Origin of the sequence: Dolichospermum flos-aquae CCAP 1403/13F, from assembly GCF_012516395.1 — a bacterium.
GTDB lineage: Bacteria > Cyanobacteriota > Cyanobacteriia > Cyanobacteriales > Nostocaceae > Dolichospermum > Dolichospermum lemmermannii.
In genome coordinates this window covers 4,860,693-4,875,631 of record NZ_CP051206.1, presented here as the reverse complement: position 1 = coordinate 4,875,631, position 14,939 = coordinate 4,860,693, and the positions used below count along the sequence as shown (strand labels likewise).

16 protein-coding genes and 1 pseudogene are annotated in these 14,939 nt (G+C 37.9%); 10 read left to right on the top strand and 7 right to left on the bottom strand.

Going from position 1 to position 14,939, the window contains the following annotated elements:
• The first annotated feature begins 209 nt into the window (after positions 1-209).
• From HGD76_RS23315 to HGD76_RS23285, 8 genes and pseudogenes are all read left to right on the top strand, one after another.
• Positions 210-1,643, top strand: coding sequence for a slr1306 family protein (locus HGD76_RS23315; RefSeq protein WP_210967679.1), 1,434 nt, complete (start codon positions 210-212; stop codon positions 1,641-1,643).
• A 391-nt stretch (positions 1,644-2,034) separates the two neighbouring features.
• Complete coding sequence (locus tag HGD76_RS25665; protein WP_233466970.1) at positions 2,035-2,190, top strand: hypothetical protein; 156 nt, start codon at positions 2,035-2,037, stop codon at positions 2,188-2,190.
• Positions 2,186-3,088 (top strand): GUN4 domain-containing protein, encoded by a 903-nt coding sequence (locus tag HGD76_RS23310; protein WP_325064846.1) that lies wholly within the window; start codon positions 2,186-2,188, stop codon positions 3,086-3,088. Before HGD76_RS25665 ends, HGD76_RS23310 begins: the two co-directional genes overlap by 5 nt.
• Before the next feature lie 644 nt (positions 3,089-3,732).
• On the top strand, positions 3,733-4,563 hold the full coding sequence (locus tag HGD76_RS23305) for a squalene/phytoene synthase family protein (RefSeq protein WP_168697173.1): 831 nt from the start codon (positions 3,733-3,735) through the stop codon (positions 4,561-4,563).
• Positions 4,564-4,786: 223 nt separating this feature from the next.
• Positions 4,787-5,863, top strand: a pseudogene (gene hpnJ, locus HGD76_RS23300) (hopanoid biosynthesis associated radical SAM protein HpnJ); the annotation flags it as partial.
• A gap of 43 nt (positions 5,864-5,906) precedes the next feature.
• Positions 5,907-6,638, top strand: coding sequence for a ChbG/HpnK family deacetylase (locus HGD76_RS23295; RefSeq protein WP_325064819.1), 732 nt, complete (start codon positions 5,907-5,909; stop codon positions 6,636-6,638).
• Positions 6,639-6,722: 84 nt separating this feature from the next.
• Positions 6,723-7,781, top strand: a complete 1,059-nt coding sequence (locus HGD76_RS23290) for a J domain-containing protein (RefSeq protein WP_168697172.1) — start codon at positions 6,723-6,725, stop codon at positions 7,779-7,781.
• A 104-nt stretch (positions 7,782-7,885) separates the two neighbouring features.
• Complete coding sequence (locus HGD76_RS23285) at positions 7,886-8,740, top strand: EndoU domain-containing protein (protein ID WP_233466969.1); 855 nt, start codon at positions 7,886-7,888, stop codon at positions 8,738-8,740.
• A 106-nt stretch (positions 8,741-8,846) separates the two neighbouring features.
• Here HGD76_RS23285 and HGD76_RS23280 read toward each other — a convergent pair whose 3' ends face one another.
• From HGD76_RS23280 to HGD76_RS23255, 6 genes are all read right to left on the bottom strand, one after another.
• Entirely contained in the window at positions 8,847-9,068 is a 222-nt protein-coding gene (locus tag HGD76_RS23280; protein ID WP_210967678.1) for a hypothetical protein, read from the bottom strand.
• Entirely contained in the window at positions 9,047-10,303 is a 1,257-nt protein-coding gene (locus HGD76_RS23275; protein WP_168697171.1) for a WD40 repeat domain-containing protein, read from the bottom strand. Before HGD76_RS23275 ends, HGD76_RS23280 begins: the two co-directional genes overlap by 22 nt.
• The gene (locus HGD76_RS23270; protein WP_168697170.1) at positions 10,296-10,715 is read right to left on the bottom strand and encodes a hypothetical protein; all 420 of its coding nucleotides are present in this window, start codon (positions 10,713-10,715) and stop codon (positions 10,296-10,298) included. The genes HGD76_RS23275 and HGD76_RS23270 overlap by 8 nt, the downstream gene beginning before the upstream one ends.
• Positions 10,716-10,829: 114 nt before the next feature.
• Positions 10,830-11,528 (bottom strand): DUF8738 domain-containing protein, encoded by a 699-nt coding sequence (locus HGD76_RS23265; protein WP_442873224.1) that lies wholly within the window; start codon positions 11,526-11,528, stop codon positions 10,830-10,832.
• Positions 11,529-11,599: 71 nt separating this feature from the next.
• Positions 11,600-12,892 carry an FGGY-family carbohydrate kinase gene (locus HGD76_RS23260; protein WP_168697168.1) on the bottom strand — a complete coding sequence of 431 codons (1,293 nt, stop codon included), beginning with the start codon at positions 12,890-12,892 and terminating at the stop codon, positions 11,600-11,602.
• Positions 12,870-13,082, bottom strand: a complete 213-nt coding sequence (locus tag HGD76_RS23255) for a hypothetical protein (protein ID WP_168697167.1) — start codon at positions 13,080-13,082, stop codon at positions 12,870-12,872. The genes HGD76_RS23260 and HGD76_RS23255 overlap by 23 nt, the downstream gene beginning before the upstream one ends.
• 82 nt (positions 13,083-13,164) lie before the next feature.
• On the opposite strand from HGD76_RS23255, the gene psaM reads away from it, so the two are divergent.
• Complete coding sequence (psaM, locus tag HGD76_RS23250) at positions 13,165-13,260, top strand: photosystem I reaction center subunit XII (protein WP_006196319.1); 96 nt, start codon at positions 13,165-13,167, stop codon at positions 13,258-13,260.
• Between the two features lie 243 nt (positions 13,261-13,503).
• Positions 13,504-13,914: a slr1601 family putative cell division protein gene (locus HGD76_RS23245; protein WP_015079964.1), complete on the top strand. Its 411-nt coding sequence runs from the start codon at positions 13,504-13,506 to the stop codon at positions 13,912-13,914.
• A gap of 141 nt (positions 13,915-14,055) precedes the next feature.
• Here the strand turns inward: HGD76_RS23245 and HGD76_RS23240 are convergent, their stop codons facing one another.
• Positions 14,056-14,766: a tetratricopeptide repeat protein gene (locus HGD76_RS23240; protein ID WP_015079963.1), complete on the bottom strand. Its 711-nt coding sequence runs from the start codon at positions 14,764-14,766 to the stop codon at positions 14,056-14,058.
• Positions 14,767-14,939 lie beyond the last annotated feature (173 nt).

Genomic DNA, 14,939 nt, shown 5'->3' with positions numbered 1-14,939 from the left:
AAGTTAATATGTTAACATTGACTTTATCACTAGATACAACAATTAATTAAGAAAAATTGATGTGTTGTTTATACATAGCAAAAAAAATGCTTTTAGCCGCTTGCGAGTCTTCAAAATCAAAAGACGTTTGTTCACCAACCTCAATCCGAGTAGCAGGTTTTGGACTAAAGTGAGGTAAAAGCTTTTTCCTCGCGTGGAGAATCACAATTGTGAAGTTACAGCGACCGATTTTAGTGGGAGGACTAGGACTATCGTTCTCCCTGTGGATGTTAGACAGTTGGCATGATTCAATAGTGCAAGTGGGAGAATTCGGACTCCTGAGTGCTTTGGCTGTCGGTGGGGGTTTGTGGTTGTTCAATAAAAATCAGCCCCAATTAGGTGAACAGCTAAATGATATAGTTGTCAATCGGGCAGATGTGGATAAAGCGATCGCTAAAACCCAAGTAATAATTAATCAACTGGCACAAGAAGCAGCCAATCATCCTCACCTAGCAATTCTCCGGGAAACCCTCGCTAAATTGCCCTTAGAACTGGATAGAAAGGAAATCACTCTGGCCGTTACTGGTGGTAAATCCGTAGGTAAAAGTACAGTTATTGAAGTTCTAAAAACTGCCCCAACTATTCCGGGAATATCTTTGCATTTTGCGGAAACAGCGCCTTTATTTTCCGTAGCTGGTGAAAATTCCGATGTTGTCACTTTATCAGAAATGCAGAAATCTGATTTTGTCTTATTTCTGACCAACGGTGATTTAACAGATTCAGAATTTCAGGTTTTACAACAGCTAAAAGCCACAAAACAACCAAGTTTGCTGGTTTTCAACAAACAAGATCAATATCAACCTGATGAACGCGCTACAGTTTTTCAATCATTAAAACAGCGCATTGGTGCAAATGTAGTTGCGACTGCGGCTTCTCCTGTACCTGTGAAAGTGCGGAAACATGAAGAAGATGGTTCTTTCCAAGAATGGATGGAACAACCAACGCCAGATATCCAGCAATTAACACAACAATTAGCAGCGGTTGTGGGACAGCAAGGAGAACAGCTAGTTTGTAATACCACAAATCGCAAGGTATTATTACTCAAAGCTGAAGCCAAAAATTGTTTAAATGGTGTGAGAAGAGATCAAGCCACACCTTTTATAGAACAATATCAATGGATTGCAGCGGCGGCAGCTTTTGCTAATCCCGTACCTGCTTTAGATATTCTCGCAACTGCGGCGATTACTGCTCAAATGGTGATAGATTTGGGTAATATTTATCAGCAGAAAATTTCCTTAGAACAAGCGCAACAAGTAGCGGGAACTATGGGAAGTTTGATGTTGAAATTAGGTTTAGTGGAACTTTCAACTAGGGCTGTAACGGGTATTCTGAAAACTAATGTTGCTACCTTTGTCGCTGGGGGAATGGTAGAAGGAGTGAGTGCTGCTTACCTCACAAGAGTAGCGGGATTAAGTTTAGTAGCATATTTTGAACAGCAAGAAATTGCTTTAGAATCAGGAAGTGCGTTAAATCTCGACAAACTGCGTCAAGTTTTGCAAACTGTATTCCAGCAAAATCAAAAAATGGCTGTTTTGGAAGCTTTTGTCAAGCAAGGTGTGAAGCGGTTGTTACCAGAAGCCAAACCAGTGGAAGTTGTGGCTTAATCCTCCATATCCCCGACTGCTTAAAGAAGTCGGGGATATGAATCTCTCAATTGTCAGAATCAGGATATCCAGGATTTTAGGATTTGCAAGATGTTGGTTTTAAATGTCATATTTTAAATATTCATTTAATATTTAATAATCAATTTTCAAATTGAAAATATGAGAGTTTAATAAGACAAATAAAATCACCAACTTCCCACCAAAAATCATCCAATAACATCCTGTAAATCCTTTAATCCTGAGTATCCTGATTCAGACAAATAAAATCACCAACTCCCCACCAAAAATCATCCAATAACATCCAAAACAAGATCCCCGACTTCTTTAAGCAGTCGGGGATCTCGGTAATGATATATTTAAATTAATCTCCACCGTATCTACTAACAAGGGTATGATTATTTGGCAACCAGGACAAGAAATTAATAACGGTAGATTTATCATTCAAGGTAAACCCTTGGGTAGCGGTGGTTTTGGGACTACCTACAAAGCTTTAGAACCTAGCACGGGTAAATTATACCGCCAAAGGCAGTTTACACCGCGACATTAAACCTCAAAATATTCTGTTACGTCAAAATAAACAAGAAGCGGTTTTAATTGATTTTGGTTTAACTCGCAGTATTGCTACTAAAAGCATGACAAATGCTTTAACGGAAGGTTATGCACCCATTGAACAATATCGTCGGAAAGGGAGTTTTGGTTCTCATACCGATGTTTATGCTTTAGCTGCCACTTTATATTATCTGCTCACGGCGGATGGACTCAACAAAGAGGATGAAGTTAGTCCAGTACCCGCACAAAACCGGAAATATGATGATGAACCTTTACCCGCACCAAAACATTATAATTCTCGCATTAGTCAGAGGGTGAATGATGCTATTTTAGCAGGGATGGAAATAGAACCGGAAAACCGGACTCCGACGGTATTGAAGTTTCGGGAAAATTTGGGTTTGGTAGTTCAACAACCCATTAATTTTGATATTCAACAACCCATTAATGTAGAGACGTTCCATGGAACGTCTCTACAAACATCTAATATGGACTATAGGAAACTGCGCGACTACCTCGCACAAGGGAAATGGAAGGAAGCAGACGGGGAAACAAAACGGGTAACGTTAGCGGTTACGAAACGGGAAAAGGAAGGTTGGTTAGATGTTGAAAGTATTAATAATTTTCCCTGTGAAGACCTTCGCACCATTGACCACTTGTGGGTAAAATACAGTGATGGAAAATTTGGTTTTTCTGTGCAAAAACGCATTTATCAAAGTTTAAAAACGCGAGAAGACTCAGACATCTGGGAGAAGTTCGGGGACAAGGTAGGATGGAGAAAAGGAGGAAGATGGTTGTACTACACAGATATTACTTTTGACAAGAAAGCGCCAGAAGGCCACCTCCCGGTTTTTGAGTGGAGGAGGGGAGGGGTTCTTCTCTCGCGTCGAGACTTGTAAGTTGTAACATTTAAGGGTTACAGAAAATTATTAAGTCTGAATCAGGATAACCAGGATTAAAGGATTTACAGGATGGTAATTTATAGATGGTTTGTTTGGTGATGAAAATTGCATTTGTCTGAATCAGGATAACCAGGATTAAAGGATTAACAGGATGGTAATTTATAGATGGTTTAAATTATTCAAAAACAATCATTCAAAAACATCCTGAAAAATCCCCAACTTCCAAAAAACAATCATCCAATAACATCCTGAAAATCCTCAAATCCTGGACATCCTGATTCTGACAAATAAAAATCTGTAGGACAATACAGCTTAAATCATAAAATCATATACTCAACAATAAAATCCACATCCTGGTAAAATAAGTGACTCTATCGGCACTTCTGCAATACTTCAGCCTAAGAACTTTGCTGTTCTTATCTCTATCCTTGTAGACAAGGTTATTGTTACCAAAACCTTATATACTGTACTAAGCTTTGATAAGCTGGAAAATTGTGTTAAATGCGACATTATAAACTATGTATTCCTAGATTAAATTCTAGAGTGTCTATGGTTTTTAAGATTTAATCAATACTAAATCTAGTATTATTGAAAAGTCCGAAATTAGGTGTGGTGTGCAAATCAAGAGAGGAGTGAACAAAATGGATTTACGTGGAGATGCGTTGCAAATCCTTAAAGAAACTAGTAGAACTTTTTATATCCCAATTAGTATTTTACCATCAGGATTACAAGAAGCAGTGGCATCAGCATACTTGTGTATGCGTGCCATTGACCAAATTGAAGATGATCCAAACTTGGATAACGAGACTAAGAAACGCCTATTGCAGAATATTAGCCTCACATTGCAAGCTGGAGTAGATGGTTTTCCGCTGGATGCTTTCTCTGTAGGATTTAAAGGTTACGAAAATTCTTTACAAGAAGTCAGTTTACGCATTAGAGAATGGTCAATATTAGCACCTGAAAGCATTGCCCCGCGAATTTGGGATGCAACAGCCGCAATGGCTGATAGAATGGCTTATTGGTCAGATAGAAATTGGCAAATAGAAACAGAGGCGGATTTAGACCGTTATACCTTTGGGGTGGCTGGTGCTGTGGGCTTGTTGCTCTCAGATTTATGGAATTGGTATGATGGAACTCAAAGCAACCGCACTCAAGCCATAGGATTTGGTAGGGGTTTGCAAGCAGTAAATATTCTGCGAAACAATGGTGAGGATTTAACTCGTGGAGTCAATTTTTACCCAGCAGGTTGGGATAATGATCATCTCCAAAAATATGCCCGTCGCAATCTCATCCTAGCAGATGCCTATACGAACTCTTTGCCAAATGGACCGGCTTTGCAATTTTGCCAAATTCCTCTGGCTTTAGCTCATGGTACTCTAGATGCTTTGGCTAGTGGTAAGGAAAAACTCAGCCGTAGTGATGTTGTTTCCTTGATTGAAAACCTCATGGGTGTGAATGCTAAAGCTAGTTAGGAAATAGGGTATGGGGAACAAATCCGCCCGGAACTTAAGTTCCGGTCTAAAAGCTAAAGTGCGTTAAAATGCACTCTGGTTAACTCAAAATCAAAAACTATCCTATTTATGTCAAAGTAGTCGGTTTTAACCGAGTTTAGCTTTTAGACAGGGAATTCATTCCCTGGTTGGCTTAAGTTGACAACTAACAACTAACAACTAACAACTGACAAGAAAAATATTCATGAAAACTACTTTATTTTTGAGTCCACCTTCTTTTGATGGTTTTGATGGTGGTGCGGGGGCGCGGTATCAAGCAAAACGAGAAATTACTTCTTTTTGGTATCCGACTTGGTTAGCACAACCTGCGGCTTTAGTTCCTGGCAGTAGGTTAGTTGATGCACCTCCTCATGGGCAGACAGTGGATGATGTGCTGAAAATTGCCAAGGATTACGAATTGGTGATTATGCACACCAGCACGCCTTCTTTGGCTAATGATGTCAAGTGTGCAGAAACGATCAAAGCGCAAAATCCCAATGTGCAAATTGGCTTTGTAGGGGCGCACGTTGCGGTTTTACCAGAGGCAACTTTACGGGAAAATCCAGTAATTGATTTTGTCTGCCGCAATGAATTCGATTATACCTGTAAAGAATTGGCAGAAGGGAAACCTTGGGATGAAATCAAGGGTTTGAGTTACCGGGATAAGTTGGGAAATATCCACCAAACGGAAGAACGTCCTTTAATTCATGACTGGGATGCTATGCCCAGTGTGTTGCCAGTTTATGCCCGTGATTTAGATATTAGTAAATATTTCATTGGCTATTTGCAACATCCTTACATTTCTTTTTATACTGGCCGTGGTTGTCCAGCAAAATGTACTTTTTGTTTGTGGCCGCAAACTATTGGCGGACATTTATACCGTCATAAAAGCCCCGATGCCGTAGGTAGAGAAATGGAAGAAGCCAAGGTTCTCTTTGGGGACAAGGTGCGGGAGTATATGTTTGATGATGATACTTTTACCATTGACAAACATCGAGCGATCGCTATTAGTAAACACATGAAGCGACTCAATTTAACTTGGAGTTGCAATGCCCGTGCTAATTTAGATTATGATACTCTCAAAACTTTACGGGATAACGGTTTAAGGTTGTTATTAGTAGGTTTTGAATCTGGTAATCAAGAAGTTCTCAATAATATCAAAAAAGGTATTAAGCTAGAAGTGGCGCGAGAATTCATGAAGAATTGCCACAAACTTGGTATTACTGTACATGGGACTTTTATTATCGGGTTGCCGATAGAAACGAAAGAAACTGTAAGCGATTATTCAAGCCCATGAGGAAGGCATTTTAACTAGCACTAGTTTAATGGTAAGTGGTGATGCTGCACAAGAGGCGATCGCACTGGCAAAAAATCACCCTCATTTAGCAGTGGGTTTACACCTGGTTTTAGTGTGCGGTAAATCGGTTTTACCACCTGCACAAATTCCCAATTTAGTAGACTCTCAAGGTAATTTTTCTAATAATCCCACCCAAGCAGGATTAAGTTATCAATTTAATCAAGCTACCCGTGCAGAATTGCGGTTAGAAATATCTGCTCAATTAGAAAAATTTCGGGATTCTGGTTTAAATCTTGCTCATGTTGATGGACATTTGCACCTTCATGTACATCCTGTTATTTTGAACATTTTAACAGAATTTGCCGCGGAATTTCAGATTAAATTTATTCGTCTACCTTCAGAAGAATTAAGCAAAAACCTCAAAATTGATAACCGTAATTTATTCACTAAAATAATTTGGTCTATTGTTTTTGGACAATTACGCCGTTATGGAGAAGTTTTATTAAAAGCGAATCAAATTAAATTTGCTGACAGGGTTTATGGATTGTTACAAACTGGTGACATGAGCGAAGAATATTTACTGGGTTTGATACCACAAATTGAAGCGGAATTAGTAGAAATTTATTCTCATCCTGATTTAGTGAATACCGAGATAAATAACGGTGGTGAGGTAGAATTAGCGGCTTTGTTGAGTCAGCAAGTGCGAGAAATGTTGACTGTGAAAGGTTTTAAATTAAGTAATTATAACCAGTTAATTTAATTTAAAATCTTCTATAAATATCAATATTTAAAATATAATATTAATTGTGTTCGTTTATCAACCCTGATATTAATTGCATCTGCTATGGCACGCAAAACAAAAACAGCATCCTCAACTACAGTAACTCCCCTAGCTCTTTCTGACTTACATCTCCAGTTAGCGGGTTTAGAGAAAGAACACCAATCTCTATTAAAGCAAATTAAGAAAAAGCGGACAGAATTAAATAACTTCGTCGAAAAAATGCGCTCTTTAGCGACAGAGGTATTTCATCGAGTTAGTCCGAATATGAAAACAATGGCCGAATTAGATGCAGAAATTCATGCTTTGTTTGCCGAAATTTTAAATACAAGAAAAATGGGAAAGCAAACCCAGAAAAATATCCAATCATTGTACAGAAGTTTACAAATGGGAGGAATTATTAGTTATAAACCTATTGAAGAAGAAGAAGATGATGATGATGATGAAGAATTAGATGAACTATTTGAAGATAATGATGCTCAAGAAAATCATCAACGTCGTCGTCAATTTTGGGAAGCAGAACAAGATTCAGAATCTCCCACAGTAGCGAGAACAGATGAATCTAGAAAAATCCGACAGACATTTTTGCGGTTAGCGGAAATCTTTCACCCTGATAAGGTTAAAGATAATGAAACCCAAATGACTCACACGGAAATAATGAAGGAAATTAATAAAGCTTACCAAGATGGAGATTTAGCGCGACTTTTGGAAATTGAACGTAAATATGAAGTCGGAGAAACAATTGATAATAATAGCGAAGATGATTTAAGTCGCAGATGTAAAAATATAGAACAACACAATCAAATTCTCAAAAATCAATATGAGAAGTTGAAACAGGAACTCCGGTTAGCAAAAAATACCCCGGAAGGATCAATGGTTGCGGATTACAAAAAAGCAGCTAAACAAGGGATTGATTGTATTGAATTAATGCTGGAAACTATTCAATCTCAAACTAAGATAGTTGCGGAAATTCGTGATTTTGTTCAAGACTTTAAAGATAAAAAGATCACTATTAAAGAATTTTTCGCAGGTCCAGAAAGTCTCCGTTCTGTACAGGAAGATATGATGGAAGAACTACTGGAAAAAATGATGGAAGACTTTGGGGGGATGATGGATTTTAATTAGCAAATAATTTTAAGATTTATTAAGAATAATTGACACTACTATATAGTTTCATATTAGTAATGTGTAAGTATTCACAATCATACTCAAATACTAGTGAGATTTCAATGATGTTAAACCTCTTGTCTAAAACCATCAATGTTCAAAGTTGTAAAGATTTGCATGAATTTCGGTACTTAATTTTAGCAGCGGAACTATTTTTCATCACCACTCTATTTAGTCCCAGTTTAGTGAGTGCAGAGGAATTTTTACCTTTCTTTGACAATACAAAGAATCCTGTCAAGGTTAAATTTGGTGGTGTACAAGATTTAACTCCTCCCCCTCCTGTGTTGAATAAGTTTGATAAAGCAGTTAATCAACTGTGTGGAGAAGTGGGAACAGTAGTTAAACCCGCTAGTTTTAAAACCATGTTTAACAGTTTTCCCGATGTTTTCAGCAATATTAAAAATAATCTTGGGGGTTATATTTTTCCCAAAAGAACTTCTAATCAAGAATTTCTGGAAGATCTAACTAATCTTTGGTTTAATGCTAAAGGATTTGATCATGTTTTTTGTGGTGAACCAGAAAAAAATAAAATTGGTGGTTTACATTTTGCTGGACGTTATTTGGATTTACAAAATAAACGTATTGCTGGAATTTTACCCAAGTCTGTGAGTACATCTGAAGTTAAACCAGGTGCTGTTTATTCCTTTGGTGTGAGAATGAAAGTTGGTGGAAGCACTGTGAATGATCCACTAAAAGGATATGGTTACACCCTCAATGCAGAAGAGATTTTAACAATTGCAGCGAAAGCATACAAAAATAACCCCAATTCAGAAACTACATCTAAAGCTTGTTTGCTGACTGTAACTGATGACAACAAAACATTTGTTAATGTTTTTGTTGCTAAAAAAGGTGGTGTTCGTACCTTTTATCCTGATGCTACTCCTGATTATCAAAAAAATCCAGAATGTCAGGTTTAGTAACTTTCAATTAATAAACCAGGAAAACTAAAATGATATACAGCACTTTGCGCGACTGAGACAGGTTTCATCTTGATTTTGCAAATTATTCCTTTAATTATTGTATTTAAATGTTACGCAAAGTGCTGTAATCATGAAGATATAACCGGAAACTGTGATGATATAATTGATATTTAGTTCCCTTATTTGTTTGTATTTCTTGCAGAAATTCTAACCAAGTTTCCATAATTTCCGCCACATCAAAAACATCAGCTTTGATAATTTTACTAATAGCTACCGTTGACATTGCTGGAGTTTCTTCAGCAGTTAAAACCCGCAATATATCCATCGCAACTGCGGGGAGGGTTGGGGAGGGGTGCTAGATAAATTCTCTAACAATAAATTTAACCTTCCTGATTCTTCTCCTGCAACAATTGTCACCCCATCGGGAGCAACTGTACAGCAATTTATGGGACTTTCTCCGGTGGAAGTTGCTATTTCCTTTCTGGTTGCTAAATCCCAGATTTCGATTGTGTTGTCTCTTGAAGCAGAAATCAGAGTTTTTCCATCGGGTGCGAGTGCGATCGCACTTACCCAGGAACTATGACCTTTAAGAGTGAACTTTTCTGTTCCTGTTTCCACATCCCAGATTTTGATAGTGTTGTCTGTTGAAGCAGAAATCACGGTTTTTCCATCGGGTGTGAATACGATCACTTTTACCGAGTAACTATGACCTTTAAGAGTAAACTTTTCTGTTCCTGTGACCAAATCCCAGATTTTGATAGTCTTGTCTACTGAACCGGAAATCACAGTTTTTCCATCGGGAGTTACTGCGATCGCATTTACAAAGTCACTATGACCTTTAACAGTAAACTTTTCTGTTCCTGTGACCAAATCCCAGATTTTGATAGTCTTGTCTACTGAACCGGAAATCACAGTTTTTCCATCGGGAGTTACTGCGATCGCATTTACCCAGTCACTATGACCAGTCAGGGTAAACTTTTCTGTTCCTGTTCTCAAATCCCAGATTTTGATAGTCTTGTCATCAGAACCAGAAATCACAGTTTTTCCATCGGGTGTGACTGCGATCGCTTCTACCGAGTAACTATGACCTTCAAGGGTGCGAATTAATCCACCACCACCAGGAGGTATGAGACTACCCATTAAACTATATAAACCTATATTTTTATCTGTGGCTATTTGTGCTAATAAATTTTTAATTTCTGGTAAATCAAAATGTGTTAGTCGTGCTGATAGCTGTCCCTTGAGTTGTTTTGAGTCTTGAAATATTATGTGTGCTGATCTGGATAAAGTGCCTTGAATTAATTTTAATGCTTTGACAGTTTCCGCATATTCTGAATTATACCTAACTTTGGAATTATCTAATAAATCATAATCTTCAATTAGTGCTTGTATTCCAAATAAAGGATGATTGATTTTTGTAGTGATAAATTCATAGTCAGATAATAATTTATACAGTTTTGTATAGTCTTTACCATCTAATAATGTTTCAGGCAAGCAACCCAAGTAATATTTTTTACCTTCTTCAGATAATTGATTAAACCAATCAATAAATTTAGTCATATAATCCCTCACTGATATTGTCGGAGATTTCTTTTTTAACTTCTGATAAAGTCACCCCCGCAGCTTTCACAATATCCTGTTTTTGCAAGAAATCTCGGAAACTTTCATGATAAAAGCGATAAAGATATGGTTGATTATTTTCCTGTTTTTGTATTTGTAAAAACTGTGTCCAATCTCGAATAACTTCCTGTACTTTCAGATTACTTTGTTTAGAATGTTTAGCAATTAAATCATCAGATATGGCAGTTTTAGCAAAACAAATTGCATAAATAATTTTAATTTTATCCTTGGGTAAGGGTTTGTTGGTCATGCCCATAATTCGCCAATGACTCTCATAATATCCTTGTAAACCTGCGGGTAATTGTTCTAGTTTTTCATCCTGATAAAATCCATTTGCAATTGCTTCTAACAAATAGTGATTTTCATAGCTATAACTACTTCACACATTCTATTTCACGGTATTTAAGTCACCAATTACCCCTTTGAACGGTTACCTGTTGATATTACTCTGCAAGTTCTCGACGGGTTAATCCATACCCTGAGGATCTAAAACTAGGCGTGTACCAGTTATATCTACATGATAAGTCCAAAACTGGCTTTTAACTTTGACAATTACTTCCCAACCTTTAATGGGAGCAAAATTCTGGGTGCAGACTTCACCAAAATTAAAAACGCAGGAATTACTAAAAGTTTTCTGAATTGACTGGGTAATTTTCAAAGAATTTACTGCTAAACCAGAACGTTTAGAAGCATTACTCAAAACCGCATTAGCAATTTTTTTCGGTAATTGATTACTGCTAATTTTCGGATCTAACAGAATTTGTGAACCAGATTTATTCACATGATAAGTCCAAGATTGTTTTTGCACTTGGACAATTACAATCCAACCGGGAATAGGATTATATTCCCTTGTGCAAACTTCCCCAAATTTGAAAGCACAGGGATTACTAAAATTGGTAGATGTAACTTGAGTAATTTGCAAATCAGAACTTTTTATCCCAGAAACTCTAGAAGCATCCCTTAGCACTGCTTGAGAAATAGATTTAGGTAAAGTATTTTGGTTTAATTGTGACTGTTCGGGATTTTTAGCATTTGCAGATGTACTATTTTCAGTGACATCTAAACCACAGGCAAACAAGCTGGTAATAATCAAACCAAAGACCAAGATTTGCGGAAACTTGAAATTGTTATACATTTGGGAAACTAGCTTAGTGATTAGATTCATAACCATATAAATTAACAATTGAATACTGAATTAAACTTAACTTTACAACTTATAAATAATTCTTTCCCTCCTCATTCCTCCGCGTCCTCTGTGTCCTCTGTGGTTCGTTTTTCTATTAATTTATTCCCCATTGCCAAAAGTGCCGTTCCATAAGCTGCCTCTGTATTCTTTGATGAAACAATAGGTACTTTTAAATAACGTTGACGAATAGCCGTCCAAGTAGAATTAGCAGCACCACCACCTGCTGTATAAATATGAGTTAAAGGATCTGCACCTAGATTTTGTAATAGTTCATATCCTCTAGTTTCTATTCTAGCCATACTTTCTAATAAACCATGTAGAAATTCTTGAGGTTGATCTGGACGTGGTTCTAGTCTGGGTAATAATTGGGGATCATTAATGGGAAAGCGATCGCCTGGTTTCAATAATGGATGATAATCTAACACACTGGCTTGAGTTGGATCAATTTCCGCACTTAACCTCACCAACTCAACATCGCTGAAAAAATGCTTCAAAATAGCACCACCCGTATTGGATGCACCTCCAGTCAACCACAAATCTCCTAAACGATGGCTATAAATTCCATATCGCGCATCTTCAATTCTATGCCGACTTAAAAGTTTTAGTACCAAAGTTGAACCGAGAGAAGTTACCGCCTCCCCCGGAAATTTAGCTCCACTGGCTAGAAAAGCCGCAATACTATCTGTTGTGCCAGCAACCACTAAACAATCGCCTTTAAAGCCAAAATCGGCCGCAATCTGGGGAAGTAATTCACCAATGGCTGTACCCGGCGCTAAGACTTGCGGTAACTGGAGGGGAATTTCTAGCTGTTCCAACCATGCTGGATATTGCAATTTTTCCACGTCATAACCCAATTTTAAGGCGTTGTGGTAATCGCTAATACCTAACTTTCCATGCAAGAGAAATCCCAGCCAATCGGCTTGATGCAATAAATATCTGGCTTTTGCAAAATCAGGTAATTCTTGCATCCAGAGGAGTTTCGCTAGACTAGATGTAGCACTTAATACAGTGTGATTTGCTGGCGCAATCCTGCTCAATCGTTCTAAAACCACTGCACCCCGAGCATCATTGTACAATAGTGGCGCGTCCACAGGCTTTCCAGCCCCATCAGTCAGTAAAATAGTGGAAGAAGTCCCATTAATAGCGATCGCTCCGATTTCCCCCCTTAACACCCCCGGAATTTGCCCTAATAGACTCCATAAAGCCTGTTGCCAACATTTCAGCCAATCAACAGTCCCAACCTGCCAACAATGGCGCATTTCGGACAGAATCCGACCTTCTTCATCAATTACCACACCCCGTGCGCCAGAAGTACCAAAGTCAATACCAAGCGATAAAGTCATAAATTAAGGGAAGTAGGGGAGGTAGGGGAAGTAGGGGAAGTAGGGGAGGTAGGGGAAGTAGGGGAGGTAGGGGAAGTAGGGGAGGTAGGGGAGGTAGGGGAAGTAGGGGAAGTAGGGGAATATTTCTTCCCAATGACAACGGACAATGAACAACTGACAAATCCCCAGTTTTTGTTGCATCTTGTAACAAGATGTTTCCTTATTTTGGCAAAACAGGGAAAAGTAGTAAACGGAGTCTTGAAAATCAAGTTCAACTTAGGAGGATTTCTATCATGCCTATCTCAGATACCCAAGTTTACATTGCGTTAGCTGTAGCACTAATTCCAGGAATTCTAGCTTGGCGTTTAGCTACAGAACTATACAAATAACACCAGTGTAACGCTGTTACAGGTGCTTAATCCATAAGTAGGAGTAGATTTCAAATACTTGTAGTTCTAAACTATGGGAATTTTAGGAATCGCCCCTACTTTACTAGGTAATATTTTATTCATCTTCATACTTGTATAAATTTCCAGAAAATGGAGTAATATGGCAGCTAAATTAAGCCGCAATTAGCACCTGTTTGCTTTTGACGGTAATTACCGTAAATCAGCGAGTTTTTTGTTAGCACCATGAATGCGTTTCAACCATCTAAACCTCCTCTACAGCCCGTAGAACAACGCCGAACTGTACCCAGACCTAAACGACATTTACGCCAACGTGCTTATCAAATAATGGCACTGGAAACTACAGCCAAAGTAGCAGTTAATATAGTTATTAGTGCAGCAGCAGTATCTGCTTTAGTACAATTATTACCTTATCATTGGTCACAACAGGATAAGTTGCGAACAGTTCGTACCGAAGTAAAAGTTATGGAAGGGCGTGTGCAAAACTTACAGACAGAATTTAGCCGCAACTTTGATCCTGGGGAAGCTAAAAGTATTATGCAACAAAAATCATTTCGCTTTGACCCTAATCAGCGTCCAGTTATATTGATGAATCAAGAGCAGACTGGAACGGAACAATCTAACTCAGCACCATAAAAGTGCAGAAAATATATTAATCATCACGGTTATTAGGGTGACTACCAAATGATACAACTTTATATTTAGTCATGAAACTCAAATTTTTGAGTCAGTTTTACCAATTGAATGCTAAAAATCTGAATTAAGCCATCTACTAAATTAGTCTTCAAAAAAGAGCAACTCGTTTAACCAATTTTCGATTTGTAACCGTAAGCGATAACCGGAAACATCTTGATGATTTAAAGATGGTAGTTCTGCCAATGCGCGACGATAATTCGCGATTGCACAATTCCAATCACCCCAGAGATGATAAGTCCGTCCCTGTTCCGCCCAAATGTTGCCTTTGAGTTGACCAAACAGCATGGCAATTTCTAAGTTTTCAATAGCTTCTGCATAGTCTCCCAAGTCGCGTAAAGTAATACTGCGATTAATCCAAGCCCGAACATGATGGGGATTTAGATCTAATGCTTGTTCATAATCAGCCAATGCGGCTGTTAATTCACCACAAGCAGCGTAATAATTAGCCCGATTATTGTAGGCACTAGCTAATTTAGAATTTAAATCTAAGGCTTTGTTATAATCAGAGATAGCTTTTTGGCTATCACCACTTTGAAAATAAATCAGCCCTCGGTTATTGTAATCGACCGCATTTTCGGGATGATGGTCAATCAGGTGACTTAACAGTGCGATCGCTTTAGTATAATCCCCTTGTTGTGCTAACTTCAAAGCACAAGAGCGTAAATAACGTTCTTCCAACATTGATTCATTACCATCCTGTAACGGCGCACATTGATGACAAGGATTGTTTTGATCAGAAAGACATACTTGATTGTTTTGAATACCAGAATTTAAAAAAGAGTGCTTATTCATACTTTGCCTATTTGGTTTACTTGGTTTGTCAAATAAAGTTACAGTTTTTGTGTCCTGATGACTCTAGGATGATTGAAGGACGTGGATTTTACATCCAACAACAGATGAGCCATAAATCTAATAATGTATACTTCATACCCAAGTTCAATTCCCGAATCAGTAAAATTCTGAAG

Bases quoted from the DNA above. Each gene is read 5' to 3' on its own strand.
- HGD76_RS23260 (WP_168697168.1), bottom strand. From the start codon at position 12,892: ATGACTTTATCGCTTGGTATTGACTTTGGTACTTCTGGCGCACGGGGT.
- HGD76_RS23280 (WP_210967678.1), bottom strand. From the start codon at position 9,068: ATGGATATATTGCGGGTTTTAACTGCTGAAGAAACTCCAGCAATGTCA.
- HGD76_RS23245 (WP_015079964.1), top strand. From the start codon at position 13,504: ATGAATGCGTTTCAACCATCTAAACCTCCTCTACAGCCCGTAGAACAA.
- HGD76_RS23285 (WP_233466969.1), top strand. From the start codon at position 7,886: ATGATGTTAAACCTCTTGTCTAAAACCATCAATGTTCAAAGTTGTAAA.
- HGD76_RS23295 (WP_325064819.1), top strand. From the start codon at position 5,907: ATGGTAAGTGGTGATGCTGCACAAGAGGCGATCGCACTGGCAAAAAAT.
- HGD76_RS23265 (WP_442873224.1), bottom strand. From the start codon at position 11,528: ATGAATCTAATCACTAAGCTAGTTTCCCAAATGTATAACAATTTCAAG.
- HGD76_RS23305 (WP_168697173.1), top strand. From the start codon at position 3,733: ATGGATTTACGTGGAGATGCGTTGCAAATCCTTAAAGAAACTAGTAGA.
- psaM (WP_006196319.1), top strand. From the start codon at position 13,165: ATGCCTATCTCAGATACCCAAGTTTACATTGCGTTAGCTGTAGCACTA.
- HGD76_RS23240 (WP_015079963.1), bottom strand. From the start codon at position 14,766: ATGAATAAGCACTCTTTTTTAAATTCTGGTATTCAAAACAATCAAGTA.
- HGD76_RS25665 (WP_233466970.1), top strand. From the start codon at position 2,035: ATGATTATTTGGCAACCAGGACAAGAAATTAATAACGGTAGATTTATC.
- HGD76_RS23290 (WP_168697172.1), top strand. From the start codon at position 6,723: ATGGCACGCAAAACAAAAACAGCATCCTCAACTACAGTAACTCCCCTA.
- HGD76_RS23275 (WP_168697171.1), bottom strand. From the start codon at position 10,303: ATGACTAAATTTATTGATTGGTTTAATCAATTATCTGAAGAAGGTAAA.